Here is an 18,351-nt window from a genome sequence, read left to right on the forward strand (position 1 = left end):
GCATGTCCAGTGTTCCGTTCGGGGTCGCGCGCCTCGACTCCATCCTCGGCGGCGGGGCGCCGTCCGGCAGCGTCGTGCTGCTCGCCGGCGAGGCGGGCGCCGGCGCGCGGGAGTTCGCGTACACCAGCGCGGCGATGAACTCGCTGGCGCACGCCGACGAGGAGCTGTTCGACCTCTACTACGGCGACGTCGACGACGACGCGACCCTGCCCGAGTCGGTCCACTACCTCTCCTTTACCGCCGACACCGAGGCGATCACCCGGGAGATGGGGTACACGATGGCCGACGAGATCGTCGACGCGGCGGTCGACGGGATCTCCTTCCGGGACCTCTCGGCGGAGTACTTCCAGCTGTCGCCGGTGCCGCGCGACTGGTACGAGACGGCGACGACCTCGATCACCGAGCTCGGCGAGCGCGGGGAGTACGAGGACGTGCTCACCGCCTTCGGCGACTACCTCTCGGAGCACGGCGAGCGGAGCCTCGTCTGTATCGACTCCGTCACCGACCTCGTCTCGATGGTCTCCGACGACACCGACTGGAGCGACGTCGCCATGGTGATGAAGGGGCTGAAGAAGGCGGCCTACGAGTGGGACGCCTTAGTCCTCGTGTTGGTGAACTCCGAGGCGCTCCGCGACCGCGAGTTCGGCACCCTGATGGACGCCGCGGGCGGGACCCTCCAGTTCACGTGGGAGAGCGGCGGCTCCCAGCGCGCCCGGACGATGTTCGTCCGCGAGTTCCGCGGCGTGCTCTCCCGGCTGGAGGCAGAGAACATCGTCCGCTTCGAGACCGAGATCCACGAGGGCGGGTTCGACATCAGCGACGTGCGGAAGATCCGGTAACGGCTCGGGGACGTGGCGAGCGCCCAGTATCGATCCGGAGAACGGCGCGACAGGTTACTTAAGCCTCGCCGCTCAACGGCAGGTAGATGACGGAGGATCCGCGATGAGCGACCACGACCCGGCGACGGCCGCCCTCGACGCCGCGGCCGAGGACGCCGGCGTGAGCCGCGAAGAGGTCCTCAGGCGCGCGCTCGTCTCGCTCGCGGAGTCCGAGGGGATCGACGTCCCTGACGCCGAGGAGGTGGCGGCGGTCGAGGCCCGCCTCGACGACCTCGACGCCGAGCTCGACGAGAAGGTCACCGACCTCCGCCAGCGGTTCGTCGACCTCTACCGCGAGGTCGAGTCGCTCGACGCCGGCGGGGACGGCGCGGGGGACGCGGCCGCGTCGCGGATCGACGACCTCGCCGACGAGCTTGCGGAGGTCGCCGCCCGGCTCGACCGCCTCGACGCGGCCGTCGCCGACGCGCCGACCGCGGACCGCGTCGACGAGCTCCGCGACCGACTGGACGCGCTCGACGACCGGATGGACGAGCTGGACGCCGTCCGCGTCCGGGTGGACGAGTTCGGCGACCGCCTCGACGAGGTGGACGGACGGGTCGACGAGATAGACGGGCAGGTCGACGACGTGGACGACCGCCTCGACGGCGTCGAGGCGGACCTCGACGCGATATCCGCGGACGACCTGTCCGATATCGACGACAAGCTCTCGCGGGTCGCGAGCGGGGTCGTCAGGGTCAAGCGCCGGCTCGACGCGGCGGAGCGCGACCGCGCCGACCGCGAGCGCCTCGACGCGCTGACGCGGACGGCGAACCGGCACGGGGTGCGGGCGGCCGACTGCGACCACTGCGGCGGGGGCGTCGAGCTGGGACTGCTGTCGGCGCCGGAGTGCCCCCACTGCGGGCGCCGGTTCGAGGACCTGGAGCCGAACACCGGCTTCCTCGGCACGTCGAAGCTCCTCGTCGGGGACCGGCCCGCCATCGACGGCGACGTCGCGGACGGCGCCAGCGGCGACGAGACGAGCCGGACGATGAACCGGACGAGCACCGCCGCGAGCGACGGCGGGGCGGAGGGTGACCGCCGATGAGCGACGACCGCTCCGACGACGACGCGGCCGAATACGACCCCTTCGACGATGACGGCTCGGAAGCCGACCCGTTCGGCGACGACGGCTCGGAGAGCGGCCCCTTCGACGGCGAGACGTTCGCCGAGGGACCGAGCGACGAGGCCGGCGACGACCTCGACGGGCCCGACGCGGGCGGGGTCGACGACCCGTTCGCGGCCCTCGGCGAGGGGGTCGGGAACGACGCCGGACCCGACCGAGGCGAGGGCCGTACCGGCGAGCGCGGCGAGACGCGGTCCGGCGCGGACCCGGAACCGGGCGCGCCCGCGGACGACCCCTTCGCGGAACTGGACGCGGACGCGGCCGACGGGCCGACCGACGGGGACCCCTTCGAGTCGATGGGGAGCGGGGACGTCGGCGAGGAGGACGTGTGGGCGGCGCTCGACGAGGGCACCGCCGTCGGCGCCGACGCGACCGATCTCGGCGACGCGGACGGCCCGACTCCCGGGACGCCGGGCGCGGCGGCGACCGGCGACGAGCGCGTGGTCGACAAGCGAAGCTACTGCCAGCGCTGCCCGCACTTCGCGGCGCCCCCGGAGACGGCGTGTACCCACGAGGGAACGGAGATAGTGGAGTCGGTCGACTTCTCGCAGTTTCGCGTCCGCGACTGTCCGATGGTCGACGCGGACGGCCCCGCCTTCGACGGCGAGTGACCGGAAGCAGTTTCGCTTCGGCCGCCGAGTACCCGCCGCCGATTTCTGAACACGTTCAAGCCTGACCGCCCGGTACGTCGTCCGTACCGTGGTAGAGTCCGGTTTAGAGGGGCGGCGGTCGGTCGAGCTCGGTCCGGGAGCGGTCACCGGCGCGATAGGGGATTCGATTACGGTGATCCCGCTCGTCGTCGCGCTGGCGCTGCTGACGGACGCCTCGCTGCCCCACGCGCTCGCCGCGTTCGGCACGTTCCAGATCGTCTGGGGGGTCCGGTACGGGCTGCCGGTGTCCGTGGAGCCGATGAAGGCGCTCGCCGCGCTCGCCATCGCCGGCGCGCTCACGTACGCCGAACTCGCGCTCGCGGGGGTGGTACTCGGCGTCGTCCTCCTCGCGATCGGACGCACCGGGACGCTCGGGTACGTCGAGCGGTGGATCGGCGAGCCGGTCGTCCGCGGCGTCCAGTTCGCGGTGGGCCTCGTCCTCCTGGAGACGGGGCTCGGCCTCGCGGTCGCGGACCCGCCCGTCGCGCTCGCCGGGGTCGCTGTCGCCGGCGCGGTCGCGCTCGCGGGCCACGGGAAGGCGAGCGCGCTGGCCGTCGCCGGCGTCGGCGTCGCGACCGCGCTCGTCGTCGCCGGCGTCCCCTCGCCCCGGCTCCCCGGTGCGCCGCCGACACCGGCGTTCGGGGCGGCGCTCACGCGGGCGGCGTTCGACGGCGCGGTCGCGCAGCTGGCGATGACCATCGGCAACGCCGCGCTGGCGACCTCCCTCCTCTTCTCGGACCTGCTCGACGCGGAGGTGGCGCCCGACGAGCTGTCGACGAGCATGGGCGTGACGAACCTGATCGCCGTGCCGCTCGGCGGGGTCCCGATGTGTCACGGCTGCGACGGGGTGGCCGGCAAGTACGCCTTCGGCGCGCGCACCGGCGGCGCGAACGTCGTCCTCGGCGCCGGCTACCTCGTCGCCGCCCTCTTCGCCACGCCCGCGCTGATCGCCGCGTTCCCGCTGGCGATGCTCGGCGCGCTGCTGGCCGTCGTCGCCGTCTCGCTGGCGCGCAACGTCACCGACTCCGACAACTGCGCGCTTTCGGTCGGAATCGGCCTCCTCGCGGTGGCGACGAACCTCGGCGTCGCGTTCCTCGTCGGCATCGTCGTCCACCTCGCGTGGGGGCGGATCGGCGGATAACGCGCCGTGAATGTGGTGATTTCCGTGCCCGGTGGCGCGTGCCGACGAGCGCCCGCAGGGCGCGAGTCGCACGCGCGAGGGAGTCGCTGGCGGCTGGCGCCGCCAGCGACGAGGTTGGGGAGGCGTGTGGTGCGGTTGCCGTGCGGTGCGGGGCGGACTCAAAGGGGCAGCAGCGGGGCGACGTAGGCGACGCAAGCACTGGAACGAGGAAGCGAACGCAGTGAGCGACCGAGTGAAGCGCGCAGCGAGCGTACGTCGCCCTCGCGGCTGGGGCTTTGGCGGTGTCCGTCGCCGATTCGCACTCGACCATCGATAAGTAAGCGGCCGGGGCTCTCGGAGAGGCGACGACGATGGCAGTTCCTGATACGTCGACTCCGAATTCGGTGCCGAGGGTCACTGACAAGATCTCTTCGGTCCACTCGTCCTCGTCTCGGCCGCACCCACCGGACCTATACCGCTCGATCCCCTGTCTCTCGCGTATATGCAGTTCTGTGACGACTGCGGTTCGATGATGGTCTCTCGCGACGGGGAGATGGTGTGTCAGAACGACGACTGCGGCGCCACGACCGAGCGCGACGAGGCGCTCGCCGCCGAGTTCGAGTCGACGACCGAACAGACCGGCGACGAGGTGATCGAGACGGAGGAGGGCGCGAACTTCGAGGGGAAGCCGACCGCGAACGACGTCGTCTGCGACGAGTGCGGCCACGGCGAGGCGTGGTACACGATCAAACAGACCGGCGCCGCCGACGAGCCGCCGACGCGCTTCTTCAAATGTAAGGAGTGCGGCCACCGCTGGCGCGGGTACAGCTGACCGCGATGGACGCGGCCCCGTCGCGGCGACGGCCCTTCCGCGCGTCCGCCGTCCGCGCGTTCGCGGCGCTCGCGGTCGTCGCCCCCGCGGCGTTCCTCCTCGGCCGCGCGGTCGGATTCTGGCGCGTGCGGCTCGTCGTCGGCAGGTTGCTTGCGCTGCTGCCGGACGAGGGGGCTCCGGACCACGTTCGGGTGCTGCCGCCGCCCGCGGACGAGTACGCCGGGACGGTCCCGACGAGCCCCGCGGAGACCCGCGCGATGCTCCCCAACCGGGGCTTCTCGGAGCTGATCCGGGCGTACTTCCACGCCTACGAGCGCGACGGGGAGACGGTCCACGAGGTGGGAAGCTTCGTCCACCGCCCGGAGGGGATCACCGGCGACTGGCAGGTCCACGTCCGGCTGTTCCCCGCGCCCGACGGCTCGACGGAGGTGTGGGCCCACTGGGAGCGGAACCCCTACGTCGCGCCGCTGGCGCACCTGCGGATGGAGGGGTACGACCCCGCCCGCGGCGAGCGGATCGCGGCCGAGTTGATCGACGACCTACGTTAGCCGACTGACCCGCCCCTGCCGCCCGCTCACGGCTCGTCGCGAAGCCGCTCCCCGAGGAACGCCGCGGCCGCCTCGCCCACCGTTCCGCTCCGCCCGACGAAGAAGTGGTCCGACTCGAACGCGACCGTCTCGATCCCCAGTTCTCCCGCGCGCTCGACCACGGGCGCCCAGTCGGCCGTCGAGTCCCGGGTCGCGTACAGCACGCGCGTCGGCACGCCGCGCTCGGCGAGGTCATCGAGCGCCGCGACCGCGTCGACGTCGGGGTTCAGACGGGCCGTCGGCGCGAGCGCGCAGACGCCCGCGAGGCCGGGTCGCGAGGCGGCCGCGACGAGCGCGACCGTGCCGCCGAACGAGAAGCCGAAGAGGCCGACGCGGTCGTAGCGCTCGCGCGCCCAGCCGACCGCCGCGTCCGCGTCGGTGGTCTCGCCGTACCCCTCGTCCCAGTCGCCGTAGTCGAACCGGAGGCAGTCGACCCCGCGGTCGGTCAGGGCGTCGCTCACGGCGCGCAGCCGCTCGTCGCCGCGGTGGCCGCGCTGCTGCGGGTGCGGCGGACAGGCGACGACGACCGCGTCGGCGCGCGTCGCGTCGTCGGGCCCGTCCCGGGCGCCGTCGTCCGCGGCGGCGTCGAGCGTGGCGCGCACGTCGCGGCTGCCGGGGATCAGGACGGTGTCGCTCACCGGGTCCGGACTCCGCGGTCGCTTCCGGTCACGGGACCTGCGTCACGCGGTCGACGTGCTCCATGTCGGCGAGGTCGGCTGCGAGCGCCTCCTGGTCGACGCCCGCCTCGTAGTAGAACACGATGTCGAAGGCGCCGCCGCGGAGGAGCTGCTGGCACTCCCAGACGAACTCCTCGCCGTCGAGCGTCAGCCCCTGGAACTGGTTCGACGAGAAGCTCGTGTCGTCGTTGCCCGCCTCGATGTACGTCTCGCCTTTCCCCGCGTGGTCGGCGATGACGTCGTTGGCGGCGACCGTCAGCTCGTGCATCTCTAAGTCCTCCTGGCCGTCGAGGTCCGTGTGGACGATACAGCCCACCAGCTCGATGTCGCCGGGCTCTAAGAGCGCCTTCGTACGGGTGTATAGGTCGGCGTCGACGGTTTCGCTCATGCGCGATCCTTCCGGCTCCCGTAATAAACGGGTGACGGTTCACCGGGCGGAGGGCGCCGGACGCCGACGCGGCTCAGCGTCGGAGCGACACGACGACCCCGTCCCCGCTCGCGTCGGACTCGACCAGGCCGTCGTCCGCGAGGTCGTCGACGAGCCCGCGGAGCCACTCTCGACCGTGGTCGCCCTCGGGCGCGTAGTCGACGCGGATCCGGTGGCCGAGCGCGTCTAGGTCCATCTCGTCGTGCTCGCCGAGCAGGCGGACGATCCGGCCGCGGAACTGCCTCCTGCTCCCCTCGAAGCTCGGCTGCTCCGGCACGTCCGGCGCGGTGAAGTCGCCCGTCTGGTAGGCGTGACACCACTCGCGCCACGGGCAGCCCGCCTCGTCGCAGCGCGGCCTCTTTCCGCAGGCGACGCCGCCGAGCTCCATGACCGCGTTGTTCCACACTCGGGACTCGCCCGCGGGCATGAGCGCCGAGGCGATCCGCCCGAAGGCGTCGTCGTCGTCAGGGGCGTCGAACGCGCGGTACAGCACCCGCTTGACGTTGGTGTCGACGACGGCGTCGCCGTTGTCGAACGCGAACGAGGCCACCGCGTTGGCCGTGTACGGGCCGACGCCCATCAGCTCGCGCAGCCCCTCCGGGTCCTCCGGGAACGACCCGTCGTAGTCGTCCTCGACCTGCCCGGCCGCCTCGTGGAGGTACTTCGCGCGGTTGTTGTACCCCAGCGAGTGGTCCGACCAGAAGGCGACCACGTCGGCGCGGTCGGCCGCGGCGAGGGCGGCGGTCGTCGGCCACTCGTCGAGGAAGTCCTCCCACGCCGGCACGACCCGGTCGAGCTGGGTCTGCTGGCTCATCACCTCGCTGACGAGGACCTCGTAGGGGTCCTCCGTGCGGCGCCACGGGAAGTCCCGGTGGTCCGCCTCGTACCAGTCGACGAGCGCCCCGCGGACCGCGTCGAGGTCGGCCGGGAGCTCGGGGACGCCCTCCGCGTCGGTCATGCGGATCCCTCCGGCCGGCGGCGGTTTATCGGTGCTGGTCCCCGTCGGCGACGACGGGCCCCATCGTCCGCGGGTCCCGGTCGGGACCCGGGTACTCTCCCCCGACGGCGTCGGGGTACAGCCTCGCGGGGTCGAACACCGTCGCGAACGCCCGCGGCTCCCGGACGCTCACGGGGAGGCGGTCGCGGAGCCCGGCGGCGGCCCCGGGCCCGGTCAGCGACGGGTCGAGTGTCACGACCTGCATCGCGCCGCCCCGGTACGCGGACGCCAGCGCGGGGTGGTCGCCCGGGGGCTGCGTCGCCGGCTCGCGCCACTCCTCGGCCGCCGCGCGCCAGTCCGCCGCCAGGTCGGGGTCCGACAGCGACGCGATCACCGCCTCGGCGTCGTCGAGGAGCGGGTCGCTGGCGACGAGCGTCGTCCACGCGTGCGACCGCAGCGCGTCGAGCGCCTCGCGCGCGGCCCCGCCGAGGAGGAGGTCGGCCGCGAGCGCGTCGGCGTCGGCGACGACGCGCGCCGGGCTGGGCTCGGGAGGCTCGGGGACCGCGTCGTCGCCGGAGGAGTCCCCGGCCTCCCGCGCCCCTCGCGCGTCGTCGAGGGCGCTCCGCACGTCCGCTTCGTCGCGGTCGCCGTCGAGCGCGGCCGCGCGCTCGAACAGGTCGCCGAAGGTCATGTACCACGGTCGGCGCCGCGGGCGTATCGTCCTTGCGGCCGCGGTCGGGTGCCGGGAGCGAACGCGCGGTCTCGGTCCGCGAGCCCGGACTTATTGGTCGCCCGGACCGAACCCGGCCCCGTGAGCGACCGATCCGCTATCGACCCGACAGTCGCCGTCCCGCAGGTCCCGGTCGAGGACCTCCGCGTCGACGCGAACGCCGACCGGCTCCGGCGCCGAGCGGCCGACCTGCTGAGCGGGGTCGACCTCGCCGTCTTCCCCGAGTACGCGCTCACGGGGTTCGCGGCCGACGAGCGACTCCGCGGGGCCGCGCTCTCCCGCGGCGCCGCGCGCGAACGGCTCGAGTCCGTCGCGCGGGCGGCGGAGGCGGCGGTGATCGCGGGCTACGCCGAGCGCGACGGGGGGAGCGTCTACAACGCGACCGCGTACGTTCCCCCGCCGGACCGCGGCGCGGGCGGCGGGCCGACGGGCGAGACCCGCGACGGCCCGGGCCGGTTCGCCGTCTACCGCAAGCGACACCTGTGGGACGACGAGGCCGCGCGGGTCGAGCCCGGCGAGGAGCGCGTCGTCGTCGAGACGGCCGCCGGACCGACCGGCCTGCTGACCTGCTACGACCTCAACTTCGTCGCGGAGAGCGCGTGGTTCGCGGAGCGCGCGGTCGACGCGCTCGTCGTCGTCGGCGCGTGGCCCGCCGACCACGTCGCCAACTGGCGGCTCCTCTGCCGCGCCCGCGCGCTCGACGGCGTCAGGTGGGTCGTCGGGGCGGGCCGAACCGGGAGTTCCGGGGGCGGGCGCGCGCCCGACGAGGCGGCGTACGCCGGCAACTCCCTCGTCGCGCGCCCGGACGGCGCGGTCGCGACCGAGCTCGACCGAGCGCCGACGACGCTGACCGCGACGCTCGACCGCGACACGCTCGCCGCGCAGCGAGACCTCGTCGGCGCTATCGGCAAATACTAAATATAATTTTCTAATCTCGAAAAAGTACTTTTCTTAGTAGGAACTATTAAGTGGATCGCGCGTGTACATTGGGATGAAATGAGTACCCAGAAGCAGGCCCGTCAGCGATACGGCGACGTTCACGAGAGCGAAGCGCTCCGCGTCCCCGAGGAGAAGGCCGAACAGCTCGTCGACGCGCTCAACAGCGACCTCGCGGCGACGTACGTGCTCTACCACCAGATCAAAAAGCACCACTGGCTCGTCGAGGGCGCCGAGTTCCTCGACATCCACGAGTACCTCGGCGAGGTCGCGGCCGACCTCGAGGAGGGCGCCGACGTGCTCGCCGAGCGCGCGCAGGCGCTCGGCGGCGTGCCGCTCTCGGGCGGCGCGAACTACGAGGAGCACGCGCCGGTGACCCCCGAGGACGCCGACGCCTACGACATCCGGACGTCGCTCGCACACGACCTCGAGATGTTCGGCGACATCACCGAGCAGCTCCGCGAGCACATCCAGCTCGCCAACAACCTCGGCGACTACAACACCGAAGAGCAGCTCCGCGACATCCTCGAAGACGTCGAGGAACACGGCCACCACATCGAGCACTACCTCGAAGACGACACCCTCGTCACGAGCGAGACGCTCGAATAAGCCGGCCGCGGCGGACCGCTTTCGGGCCGTTCCAGGTCCCGATTCTTCGCTTTTTCCACACCGCCGAGCGGCGCCGCCGGCCGCACTCTCGCCGACCGCGCTTCCGGTCAGTCCAGATCCGGCGCCCGCTCGCCGGCCGGTATCACGATCTCCAGCCAGTTCTCCTCGGGCGGGAGCGGACAGGAGAACGTGTCGCTGTACGCGCAGAAGGGGCTGTACGCGAGGTTGAAGTCGATCGTGACGGCGTCGCCGTCGTCGAGGTCGCCCTCGGGCTCCAGCTCCATGTACCGCCCCTGGTAGTACGTCTGCTGGCCGGTCGTCTTGTCGCGGAAGGGGACGAAGATGGCGCCGTCGTCGCCCGCCTGTCGGTACCCCGCGAGCGTGTGCTCCTCGCCGTCGACGTCGAACGCGAACGTGACGACCCGGAGGTACCGGACCGGGTTGCTCGCGGTTGTCTCCATCTCGACCGGCTCGGGATCGTCGTGGACCGTGACGGTCGCCTCGACGCGGTAGTCCGGGTCCGGCGGGAAGTAGTCGAGCCCGTCGAACTCGCCGCGCCGCTCGGGCGGGATGGGCGACTGCGGGTGGTCGTCGAAGAACTCGTCTTTCTCCCGTCGGTTCGCGCGGAGCCGCTCGGCGTAGTCCTCGCTCATGGCCGGTCCGACGGGCGCCGGCGGTTTCAGGCCCGCGGTTCGGCCGCCCTCCCGCCCCGCGACGCCCTCACAGCGCCTGGAGGTCCGCGAGGCAGTCGTCGAGGTCGCGGTTCGACGTGGCCAGCGAGACCCCGTCGACGCGGGCGAGGTCGGCGGCGTGGTCCCACAGGTCGCCGTCCTCGATGCCGTGGAGCACGACCGCGTTCGGCGTCGGGCTCACGACCCGGAGCGCCACGAGCGGCGACTCGCCGCGCGTCACCCGCGTGAACACGAGCGCGCGGTTCGTCGACTGGCCGTACAGCCGGTAGAACTCCTCGCTGGAGAGGCGCGTGATCGCCTGGATCGAGTCGATGACGGTGTGGCCGTTCACGTGGTCGTGGTCGCCGCGGACGATCTCCGTCGCGCCCATCGCCTCGTAGAAGTCCTCCAAGGGGACCGCCGTCGAGTACTCGCGGAGGTCGTGGACGATGTCGCTCTCGAACCCGGCCGAGAGCACCCTGGCGTGCTGGCGGAGGCGACCGCCGCCCCGGCGCTCGTCGATGTCGAGTAGCCCCTCGACGGTGCGGCGGACGACGCCGATCCCCGGGCTCTCGCGGCGGCCGCTCTCGTAGTCGGAGATGACCGACGAGGAGACGCCGAGCTGGTCGGCCAGCTCCGTCTGCGAGACGTCGAAGTCGGTCCGCCACTTCCGGAGGGTCGCCCCCGGATCGTCGCTCAGCGTTATCTCGCCGGCGATCCGGCGGGAGAGCTCCTCGCGTGCGTCGCTCATGGCGTGAACGGACGGCCGAGCGCCGCAAAAGGGTACCGTTCGTCGCGCGTCGAACGCCCCCGGATCACTCCAGGTACAGCGAGTAGACGATGACCGCGAACCCGACCGCCGTGAGGAGGCCGTCGATGGCGATGCCGACGGTCAGGCTCGCGCCGATGATCTGGTGGGAGACGCCGCCCAGCAGCGCCCCGACCGTGACGATGCCGAAGCCGACGCCCAGCTCCCGCAGCGACCGGTCGCCGGTCCGGTCGTACGCGCGGAGCGCGTAGTAGGTGATGCTGCCACCGAGCACCAGGATGGCGGTCTTTGCGACGATGATAGTCAGGTCGATGTAGGGGTTCATGTTTCCTCTCGTAGCTCCGACCACAGGTCGGCCAGTCGCTCGTCTCGGGTCCGCTCGGGCCGAGAGAACTCCACGTCGAACTCGCGGCGGTCCGCGTCGCCGTCGCCGTCGACCGAGACGGTGACGGCGTCGAACGACACCGAGTACCGCGTCGTGTGCTGCCCGTCCCGCCGGATGTCAGTCGACTCCGAGAGCAGGGAGGCGTCCGTGAGCTTCTCCAGCTTCCGGTAGGTCGTCGACAGGGGGATGTCGCACTCCTCGGAGAGCTCGCTCGCGGTCTTCGGCTCGGTGAGCGCCGCGACGATCCGACGGGCCGCGTCGTCGGCCAGCGCGTCGAGCACCTCGTCGACCGACGGCGGCTCCGGCTCTCGCGACGGGTCCCGCACCATGCCTGACGGTTCGGCCCCCGGAACTTAAACCATCGAACTTCGGTCCGAGCGCCGACCGATCGCCTGAGGGCGCGGCCGGCGGTCGCCCGGAACCGGTCGCGGAAGTCGCCCCGCGCGAGGCCGCCCGTTTTTGTACGGCCGCGGCGTACCGCGGGCCGATGGACACGTGGAAGCGGCGGGTCGTGTTGTACACGGTCTTCCTCGGCGTCGTGCTCACGGTTACCGCCGTCGCCTACCGATGGGGGATGCGGGTCTACGAGGGCGACCCTCGGACCCTGATCGAGTCGTTCCAGTTCGCGATCGAGATGTTCACGACGACCGGCTTCGGCGGCGACGCCTCGGACTGGCAGAGCCAGCAGATGCACGCCTTCGTCGCCGTGATGGATCTGGTCGGGATGCTCCTTCTCATCGGCGCGCTCCCGGTGGTCGCGACCCCGCTCCTGGAATCCGCGTTCTCGACGACGGTCCCCCGGTCGCTGGAGGGCGACGTCGAGGGGCACGTCGTCGTGTGTTCCGACACCACGCGCTCCGACGCGCTGTTGAACGAGTTCGAGTCGGAGGCGGTCCCGTACGCCGTCGTCGAGCCCGACCCTGACCGGGCGCTGGCGCTGTACGAGGCGGGCCACACCGTGGTCCGCGCCGACCCGGAGACGACCGCGGGGCTCGAGAGCGCCCGCCTCGGGGCCGCCCGCGCCTTGGTCACGGACGTCTCCGACCGCGTGGACGCGAGCATCGTGCTCGCCGCGCGGGAGCTCTCGACGGACGTCCGCGCGATAAGCGTCGTCGAGGACCCGTCACGCGAACGCTACCACCGCCTCGCCGGCGCGGACGAGGTGCTGTCCCCGCGGTCGCTGCTCGGCGAGAGCCTCGCGTCGAAGGTGACGACGGCGGTGCGGACCGACCTCGACGAGGCGGTCGCGGTGGGCGACTCGCTCCGGATCGCCGAGGTGTCGGTCCACCACGGCAGCGGCCTCGCCGGGTCGACGCTCGCGGGCAGTCGGATCGGGGAGCGCACCGGCGTCGACGTGATCGGCGCGTGGTTCAACGGGTCGTTCGAGGCGGCGCCGCCGCCGGACGCGACGCTGTCGGCCGGGACGGTCCTCCTCGTCTCGGGCACCGAGGGACAGGTCGAGCGGCTCGTCGACCTGACGAACTCGGCCGCCCGCCGGTTCGGCGCCGGCGAGACGGTCGTCGTCGGACACGGACAGGTCGGACAGACGGTCGCGACCGCCCTCGAAGACGCCGACCTCCCGGTGACCGTCGTCGACCGCGAGGACGGCGAGGCGATCGACGTCGTCGGCGACGCGACCGATCCGGAGACGCTGCGGGAGGCGGGGGTCGACGACGCGCGGACCGTCGTCCTCGCGCTCCCGGACGACACGACGGCAGAGTTCGCGACGCTCGTGATCCGCGACCTGGCGCCGAACGTCGAGCTGCTCGCCCGGGTCGAGGACCCGGAGAGCGTGCCGAAGATGCACCGCGCGGGCGCCGACTACGTGCTCTCCCTCTCGACGGTGACGGGCCGCATGTCCGCGTCGGCGGTGCTCGCCGACCGTGACGTGCTCTCGCTCGACACGCACGTCGAGGTCGTCAGGAGCGAGGCGCCGGTCCTTTCCGGTCGAACCGTCGGGCAGGCGGCCGTCCGCGAGACCACCGGCTGTACCGTCATCGCCATCGAGCGCGGCGGCGACCTCATCACCGACGTGGGCCCCGAGACGCGGATCGAGCGCGGCGACGAGCTCGTCCTCGCCGGCACCGACGAGGGGGTCCGGTCGTTCGAGCGCGCGTTCGCCTGACCGGTTCGCGCCGCTGCCCCGCCCGCGCCGCCGCTTCCGCCGGGACGAGTCGAACGCTTCAAGTATTCGCTGGCTGTTCGTACCCGTATGAAAGACCAGGGACGCTCCGCGCGCAAGCGGACCGGCGGCCGACTCAAGCACGCCTCGAACAAGAAGCGCCACCAGCTCGGCCGCGAGCCCGCCGAGACCACGGTCGGCGAGACGCGACTCCAGTACATCGACTCCCGCGGCACGGACACGAAGGTCCGCGCGCTCTCGACGAACGTCGCGCAGGTCGCCGCCGACGGCGAGGTCAGCGAGGCCGAGATCGAGAACGTCGTCGACAACCCCGCGAACGTCAACTACGCCCGCCGGAACATCGTCACCAAGGGCGCCATCATCGAGACGTCCGCCGGCCGCGCCCGCGTCACCTCCCGTCCGGGACAGACCGGCCAGGTCAGCGCGGTCCTGCTCGACTGAGCCCGCGCCCTTTCTGAAGGTATTTCCCCCCGCACGCCCACTAACCACGCGTGTACCTCGGCGTCGACGAGGCCGGCAAGGGGCCCGCACTGGGCCCGATGGTGGCCGCGGCGGTGATCGCCGACCCCGCGAGCCTGCCGGCCGACGTGGACGACTCGAAGCGCGTCGCGCCGGCTCGGCGGGAGGAGCTGGCCGCGGCCCTCCGAGACGACCCGGCCGTCGCCGTCGGCGTCGCCCGCGTCGAGCCCGCCGAGATCGACCGGGCGGACACCGACATGAACACGCTCACCGTCCGCGGACAGGCGCGCGCGGTCCGGGCCGCGCTCGCCGGTCTCCCGGCGGGCGTCGCCGAACCGGTCCGCGCCGTCGCCGACGCGGGCGACACCAGCGAGGAGCGGTTCGCGGAGCGGCTCGCGCGCTTCGTCGCCGAGGGCGGCGAGGCGGACGCCGCCGCGGGGGCCGACCGCGTCCCACCGGTCGACGTGACGGCCGCCCACGGCGCCGACGAGGACGACCCCGTCGTCGGCGCGGCGAGCGTCGTCGCGAAGGTGGAGAGAGACGCCGCGATGGCCGAGATCGACGCCGCGTATCCGGACTACGACGACCTCGGTAGCGGTTACCCGAGCGACCCGGCCACTAGGGCGTTCCTCGCGGCGTACGTCGGCGACAACGGGACGCTACCGGACTGCGCGCGAGCGTCGTGGGCGACCTGCGAGGACGCGCTCGCCGCCGCCGAGCAGTCGGCGCTCGACGAGTTCTGACCGCTGCGTCAGGGAAGAAGCGCTTGAACGCGTTGATGACTGCCCACTTGGTCCGCTCGATCGGCTGGCCGCTCTCGCCGCTGATGACGATGTCGTCGTTCGCGACCGCGCCGCCGGTGGCGGCGACGAGGACCAGCAGCGCCACGGCGAGCGCGAACGGACCGCGTGTGAGCTTCATTGCTGCCGCGGGGCGCCGCGAGTATTTGATCAGCTCAGCGATGCGCCCGTCCCGGTCGCCGGACGCCGATTCCGCATCGCGCACGCGGAGGCGCGGGCTTCAGAACAGTCCGGCCGCGAAACCGCCGACCGCGCCGACGAACGTCTCCCACACCGAGAAGCCGGTCGCGATCGCCAACACGGTGTCCGCGCCGAAGAAGGCGAACAGCAGCGCGGAGCCCAGGTGCGCGAGCCGCATGTCGATCCGCCCCGCGAACGTGTGGAAGAAGTACGCGTTCGCGAGGCTCACCGGGACGATCGCGAGCATCTCGCCGACCCAGATGGCGGAGGTCGCGCCGTACTGGACGCTCAGCCCGATGGTCACCAGCTGGGTCTTGTCGCCGAACTCGCCCGTCGCGGTGAGCGCGAAGATAGGCAGGAAGCCGCCGAAGGACCCGGAGTACCTGTCGAGCGGTCCGGGGAGCGAGAGCTCCTCGAACGGGTCGCCCCCGTCACCGTCGCGCTCGGCCGCGGGGGACGCGCCGCGCGCCGGCGCGGAGCGGTACAGGGCCACCGCGAAGACGAAGAACAGCGTCGCGGTCACGGCGTCGAGCGCGACCGGCGGGAGCGCCGACTGGAGCGCCCGGCCGAACGCGATCTCGACCGCGGTCCAGCCGGCGAACGCCGAGCTCGCGGCGGCGACGACGACCTTCGGGTCGTACTTCGTCGCGAGCCCGGCGATCATGAGTTGGACCTTCTCGCCGGGTAGCACCGCGAGCTGTGCCACGAGGGCGATGACGACGATCTCGGCGTAGCCGGTCATGCGTCACTCGCCTCCCGCCGGCCCGCGGGTCGGCGTGTAATCCCGGACGACATCGGCTCGGCTCACCTGACCGTCAGCAGGCGGCGCAGGATGTCGCCGTACGCTGGGCGGGTGATCAGGACGCCGACGAGGACGCCGAGGACGGTGAAGATGGCGAACCCGGAGAGGTCGCCGAGCGACAGCACCATCAGCGGCGACATCGCGATGATCGTCGTCGCCGCGGCCGCGCCGATGACCCAAAACGCTTGGCGGAACCGTGAGTTGAACACCGTCCGGGAGCTCACGTCGCCCTCGCTCATCACTTGGTCGGCGATGATGACGAGGTCGTCGACCCCGGTCCCGACCACCGCGATGAAGCCGGCGATCACCGCGAGTTCGAGCGGGTAGCCGAGCAGCGCCGCGAAGCCGAGGAGCGCGTACACCTCCGTCAGCGCGGTGACGATCATCGGGAGGGCGACGCGGGGCTCGCGGTAGCGGAGGAACACCATTCCGGAGACGGCGAACACCGAGAGGACGCCGATGATAAGCGAGTACGTCCGGAAGTTCTCTCCCTGCGAGGCCGAGATAGACGAGGAGGTCCCTTCGCCGCTGATGTCGAGGTCGGCCGGGAGCGCGCCGGCGCGGAGGTTCAGCGAGATGGTCTGCGCCTCCGCGAACTCGCCGGTCGTGAGGCGGAAGTTCCCGGTGTCGGCCCACGAGCCGGCCGCCATGCTGTCGGCGAGCCCGGGATCCATCCCGAAGGAGTTGACGACCTCCCCGTCGACGACGAGCAGGAGACACGGGTTCCGGTCCCCGTTCACCACCTCGATGCCGCCGGTCTCGGGGTTGTACCCGCACCGGTCCGCCTGGGTCTGGTACGCGTCCTGGAACCCCCGCTGCGCGACGGCGTCCTGGAAGCTGTGCGCGGGCGACTGGCCGTTCTCGGCGGTGTTCCGGACGGTGACCGGCACGTACGCACCCGTGCCGCGGTCGCTCTGTGCCGCGGTCCCGATCTCCTCGAAGTCGTCTTGGATCAGCGCGCCCTCCTGCACGGCGGTCCCGTTGCCGTCGGGATACGCGATGTCGATCCGCACGGTCCCGCGCTCTTCGAGGAGGTCGATCACCTCCTGGCGCCCCTGTCCGGGCACCTCGACGAGGATGAAGTACTCGCCGGTGATCGACTGGACCTGCTGGACGCTCCCGCCCGAGAGGCCCGCCTCGTTGATCTTCCCCTGAATGACCTCCATCGTCTCGTCGCGGGTCTCCTGGGTGACGCCCTCGCGGATGTCGCCGTACTCGTACCCGCTCGCGTCCATCGCCGCGCGGAACTGGGACTCGGTCACGGACGGCTCCGTGACCTCCACCGCGCCCTCCTCGGGGACGACGCCGACGTTCCGGACCGACGCGTTGTCGAGCTCGGCCGCCACCGCCTCGGCGACCGTCCCCGGTGTGTCACCCCCGAACGCAACGTCCGTCGCGGTGTATCCCGACAGCGGCGCGCGGACGCGCGTCCCGCCGGCCAGGTCGAGCCCGTACTGGAGGTTCGTGATCCCCTGGCGGGCCTCGCTCGCGTTCTCGCCGGGCGCCGGCTCCGGCCCGAACCCGGGGCCGAACAGCGTCACCGTCGACCCGACCACGACGAGGACGAGCAGCAGGATCCGCCAGTTCTCCTTGATCGGTTCGAGCATTACCGGGCCACCCCCTCGAACTTGTACCAGCGAAGCAGCGAGACGTTCAGCAGGTACGTGTTCATCAGATCGGCGCAGAGCCCCACCGAGAGGATGATCCCGATGTCACGGAGGAGCCCGACCCCGAACACCGAGGCGACGACGGCCATCACGACCATCGCGGCGATGGAGGTGAGCGTCATCGTCACCCCGGTCCGCATCGCGCGGCTGACCGACTCGTAGAACTCGCCGGTCCGGCGCAGCACGGAGTCGTTCAACAGGATGTCCGAGTCAACGCTGTACCCGATGATCATAAGCAGCGCCGCGATCGTTCCGAGCGTCATCTGGATGCCGAGGAGGTTCATCGCCGCGATCGGTATCACGAGGTCCGAGAACGCGGACGCGACGACCGCCAGCGAGGGAACGAACGTCCGGAACAGCGCGAACACCAGCACGCTCATCCCGAGGAACGCGAGCGCCACGCCGAACAGCGCGGTCCGCGCGGTGTCGCTCGCGAAGCTCGGCGACACCTGGTCGACCGCGGTCGTCGTCAGGCCAGCCGCCTCCGCCTGGTCCTGGAGGTCGTCCGCGAGCCCCTCCGGGTCGTCCTCGGCCGCCTGGAACGTGACGACGACCACGTCGTCGCCAGGGATCGTCCGGACCGAGTCGGGCTGGCGGTCGAAGGCCGTCCGGATCTGCTGTTCGACGTCCCCGTTCGCCTCGTCCGCGACTCGCAGCTCGACGCCGCCGGTGAACTCCAGTCCGAGGTTCGCCGGCGCACCGGTGGCCACGACCCAGCCGCCGATGATCGCCAGCGCGAGGACCAGAAAGGCGAGCGGCACCGCCGCGAGCTGCCGGTTCGAGTAGTCGGTGTAGTCGACTTCCGGCACCTCGATCGCTACCATAAATACCGCTTCCTCTGCGGGCGCGAATAAGCCTTCTTATCTGGGTGGCTGCGGCCTCTCGTCCGACCGTCCACGGCCTCGATAACGCGGCCGCTCGGCGCCTTCGAACGGCCTACCCGCTCGGCGGTAACGGTCAGTCAGGTCC

At 71.9% G+C, this 18,351-nt stretch carries 22 protein-coding genes; 11 read left to right on the top strand and 11 right to left on the bottom strand.

Translation table 11 applies throughout. The features are described 5' to 3' along the window. The first annotated feature begins 2 nt into the window (after positions 1–2). The 6 genes from AMR74_RS04275 to AMR74_RS04300 all read left to right on the top strand — a co-directional run bounded on the left by AMR74_RS04275 (position 3) and on the right by AMR74_RS04300 (position 5,151). Complete coding sequence (locus AMR74_RS04275) at positions 3–839, top strand: RAD55 family ATPase (protein ID WP_053770803.1); 837 nt, start codon at positions 3–5, stop codon at positions 837–839. A 103-nt stretch (positions 840–942) separates the two neighbouring features. Then, positions 943–1,923, top strand: a complete 981-nt coding sequence (locus AMR74_RS04280; RefSeq protein ID WP_053770804.1) for a hypothetical protein — start codon at positions 943–945, stop codon at positions 1,921–1,923. Next, on the top strand, positions 1,920–2,612 hold the full coding sequence (locus tag AMR74_RS04285; protein WP_053770805.1) for a hypothetical protein: 693 nt from the start codon (positions 1,920–1,922) through the stop codon (positions 2,610–2,612). Before AMR74_RS04280 ends, AMR74_RS04285 begins: the two co-directional genes overlap by 4 nt. 88 nt (positions 2,613–2,700) lie before the next feature. After that, complete coding sequence (locus AMR74_RS04290) at positions 2,701–3,792, top strand: putative sulfate/molybdate transporter (RefSeq protein ID WP_053770806.1); 1,092 nt, start codon at positions 2,701–2,703, stop codon at positions 3,790–3,792. A 481-nt stretch (positions 3,793–4,273) separates the two neighbouring features. Continuing rightward, positions 4,274–4,603, top strand: coding sequence for a transcription factor S (locus AMR74_RS04295; RefSeq protein WP_053770807.1), 330 nt, complete (start codon positions 4,274–4,276; stop codon positions 4,601–4,603). 5 nt (positions 4,604–4,608) lie between these two features. After that, complete coding sequence (locus tag AMR74_RS04300) at positions 4,609–5,151, top strand: hypothetical protein (protein ID WP_053770996.1); 543 nt, start codon at positions 4,609–4,611, stop codon at positions 5,149–5,151. Positions 5,152–5,177: 26 nt separating this feature from the next. Here AMR74_RS04300 and AMR74_RS04305 read toward each other — a convergent pair whose 3' ends face one another. From AMR74_RS04305 to AMR74_RS04320, 4 genes are all read right to left on the bottom strand, one after another. Beyond that, complete coding sequence (locus AMR74_RS04305) at positions 5,178–5,828, bottom strand: alpha/beta hydrolase (RefSeq protein WP_053770808.1); 651 nt, start codon at positions 5,826–5,828, stop codon at positions 5,178–5,180. A 28-nt stretch (positions 5,829–5,856) separates the two neighbouring features. Beyond that, positions 5,857–6,255, bottom strand: a complete 399-nt coding sequence (locus tag AMR74_RS04310; RefSeq protein WP_053770809.1) for a DUF5778 family protein — start codon at positions 6,253–6,255, stop codon at positions 5,857–5,859. Positions 6,256–6,328: 73 nt separating this feature from the next. Further along, the gene (locus tag AMR74_RS04315; protein WP_053770810.1) at positions 6,329–7,252 is read right to left on the bottom strand and encodes an A/G-specific adenine glycosylase; all 924 of its coding nucleotides are present in this window, start codon (positions 7,250–7,252) and stop codon (positions 6,329–6,331) included. A gap of 25 nt (positions 7,253–7,277) precedes the next feature. Further along, on the bottom strand, positions 7,278–7,922 hold the full coding sequence (locus AMR74_RS04320) for a DUF7384 family protein (protein ID WP_053770811.1): 645 nt from the start codon (positions 7,920–7,922) through the stop codon (positions 7,278–7,280). Between the two features lie 120 nt (positions 7,923–8,042). Between AMR74_RS04320 and AMR74_RS04325 the strand changes: the two genes are divergently transcribed. Next, positions 8,043–8,879 (top strand): carbon-nitrogen hydrolase family protein, encoded by an 837-nt coding sequence (locus tag AMR74_RS04325; protein ID WP_053770812.1) that lies wholly within the window; start codon positions 8,043–8,045, stop codon positions 8,877–8,879. 78 nt (positions 8,880–8,957) lie between these two features. Beyond that, positions 8,958–9,506 (top strand): DNA starvation/stationary phase protection protein DpsA, encoded by a 549-nt coding sequence (gene dpsA / locus AMR74_RS04330; protein ID WP_053770813.1) that lies wholly within the window; start codon positions 8,958–8,960, stop codon positions 9,504–9,506. A 107-nt stretch (positions 9,507–9,613) separates the two neighbouring features. Here the strand turns inward: dpsA and AMR74_RS04335 are convergent, their stop codons facing one another. The 4 genes from AMR74_RS04335 to AMR74_RS04350 all read right to left on the bottom strand — a co-directional run bounded on the left by AMR74_RS04335 (position 9,614) and on the right by AMR74_RS04350 (position 11,660). After that, positions 9,614–10,159, bottom strand: a complete 546-nt coding sequence (locus AMR74_RS04335; protein ID WP_053770814.1) for a DUF1684 domain-containing protein — start codon at positions 10,157–10,159, stop codon at positions 9,614–9,616. 67 nt (positions 10,160–10,226) lie between these two features. Continuing rightward, positions 10,227–10,928 (bottom strand): helix-turn-helix domain-containing protein, encoded by a 702-nt coding sequence (locus AMR74_RS04340; protein WP_053770815.1) that lies wholly within the window; start codon positions 10,926–10,928, stop codon positions 10,227–10,229. 64 nt (positions 10,929–10,992) lie between these two features. Beyond that, entirely contained in the window at positions 10,993–11,271 is a 279-nt protein-coding gene (locus AMR74_RS04345) for a DUF7521 family protein (protein ID WP_053770816.1), read from the bottom strand. Continuing rightward, entirely contained in the window at positions 11,268–11,660 is a 393-nt protein-coding gene (locus AMR74_RS04350; protein ID WP_053770817.1) for an ArsR/SmtB family transcription factor, read from the bottom strand. Before AMR74_RS04350 ends, AMR74_RS04345 begins: the two co-directional genes overlap by 4 nt. Before the next feature lie 158 nt (positions 11,661–11,818). On the opposite strand from AMR74_RS04350, the gene AMR74_RS04355 reads away from it, so the two are divergent. From AMR74_RS04355 to rnhB, 3 genes are all read left to right on the top strand, one after another. Next, complete coding sequence (locus AMR74_RS04355) at positions 11,819–13,456, top strand: potassium channel family protein (protein ID WP_053770818.1); 1,638 nt, start codon at positions 11,819–11,821, stop codon at positions 13,454–13,456. 87 nt (positions 13,457–13,543) lie between these two features. Beyond that, entirely contained in the window at positions 13,544–13,915 is a 372-nt protein-coding gene (locus AMR74_RS04360; protein WP_053770819.1) for a 30S ribosomal protein S8e, read from the top strand. A gap of 50 nt (positions 13,916–13,965) precedes the next feature. Then, positions 13,966–14,676: a ribonuclease HII gene (gene rnhB / locus AMR74_RS04365; protein ID WP_053770820.1), complete on the top strand. Its 711-nt coding sequence runs from the start codon at positions 13,966–13,968 to the stop codon at positions 14,674–14,676. A gap of 277 nt (positions 14,677–14,953) precedes the next feature. On the opposite strand, the gene AMR74_RS04370 is transcribed toward rnhB, so the two are convergent. From AMR74_RS04370 to secF, 3 genes are all read right to left on the bottom strand, one after another. Then, on the bottom strand, positions 14,954–15,655 hold the full coding sequence (locus AMR74_RS04370; RefSeq protein ID WP_053770821.1) for a TMEM165/GDT1 family protein: 702 nt from the start codon (positions 15,653–15,655) through the stop codon (positions 14,954–14,956). 62 nt (positions 15,656–15,717) lie between these two features. Next, positions 15,718–17,322 (bottom strand): preprotein translocase subunit SecD, encoded by a 1,605-nt coding sequence (locus AMR74_RS04375; protein WP_053770822.1) that lies wholly within the window; start codon positions 17,320–17,322, stop codon positions 15,718–15,720. Next, the gene (secF, locus tag AMR74_RS04380; RefSeq protein ID WP_053770823.1) at positions 17,322–18,206 is read right to left on the bottom strand and encodes a protein translocase subunit SecF; all 885 of its coding nucleotides are present in this window, start codon (positions 18,204–18,206) and stop codon (positions 17,322–17,324) included. The genes AMR74_RS04375 and secF overlap by 1 nt, the downstream gene beginning before the upstream one ends. Positions 18,207–18,351 lie beyond the last annotated feature (145 nt).

The sequence above is a fragment of the Halorubrum tropicale genome (assembly GCF_001280455.1).
Lineage (GTDB): Archaea > Halobacteriota > Halobacteria > Halobacteriales > Haloferacaceae > Halorubrum > Halorubrum tropicale.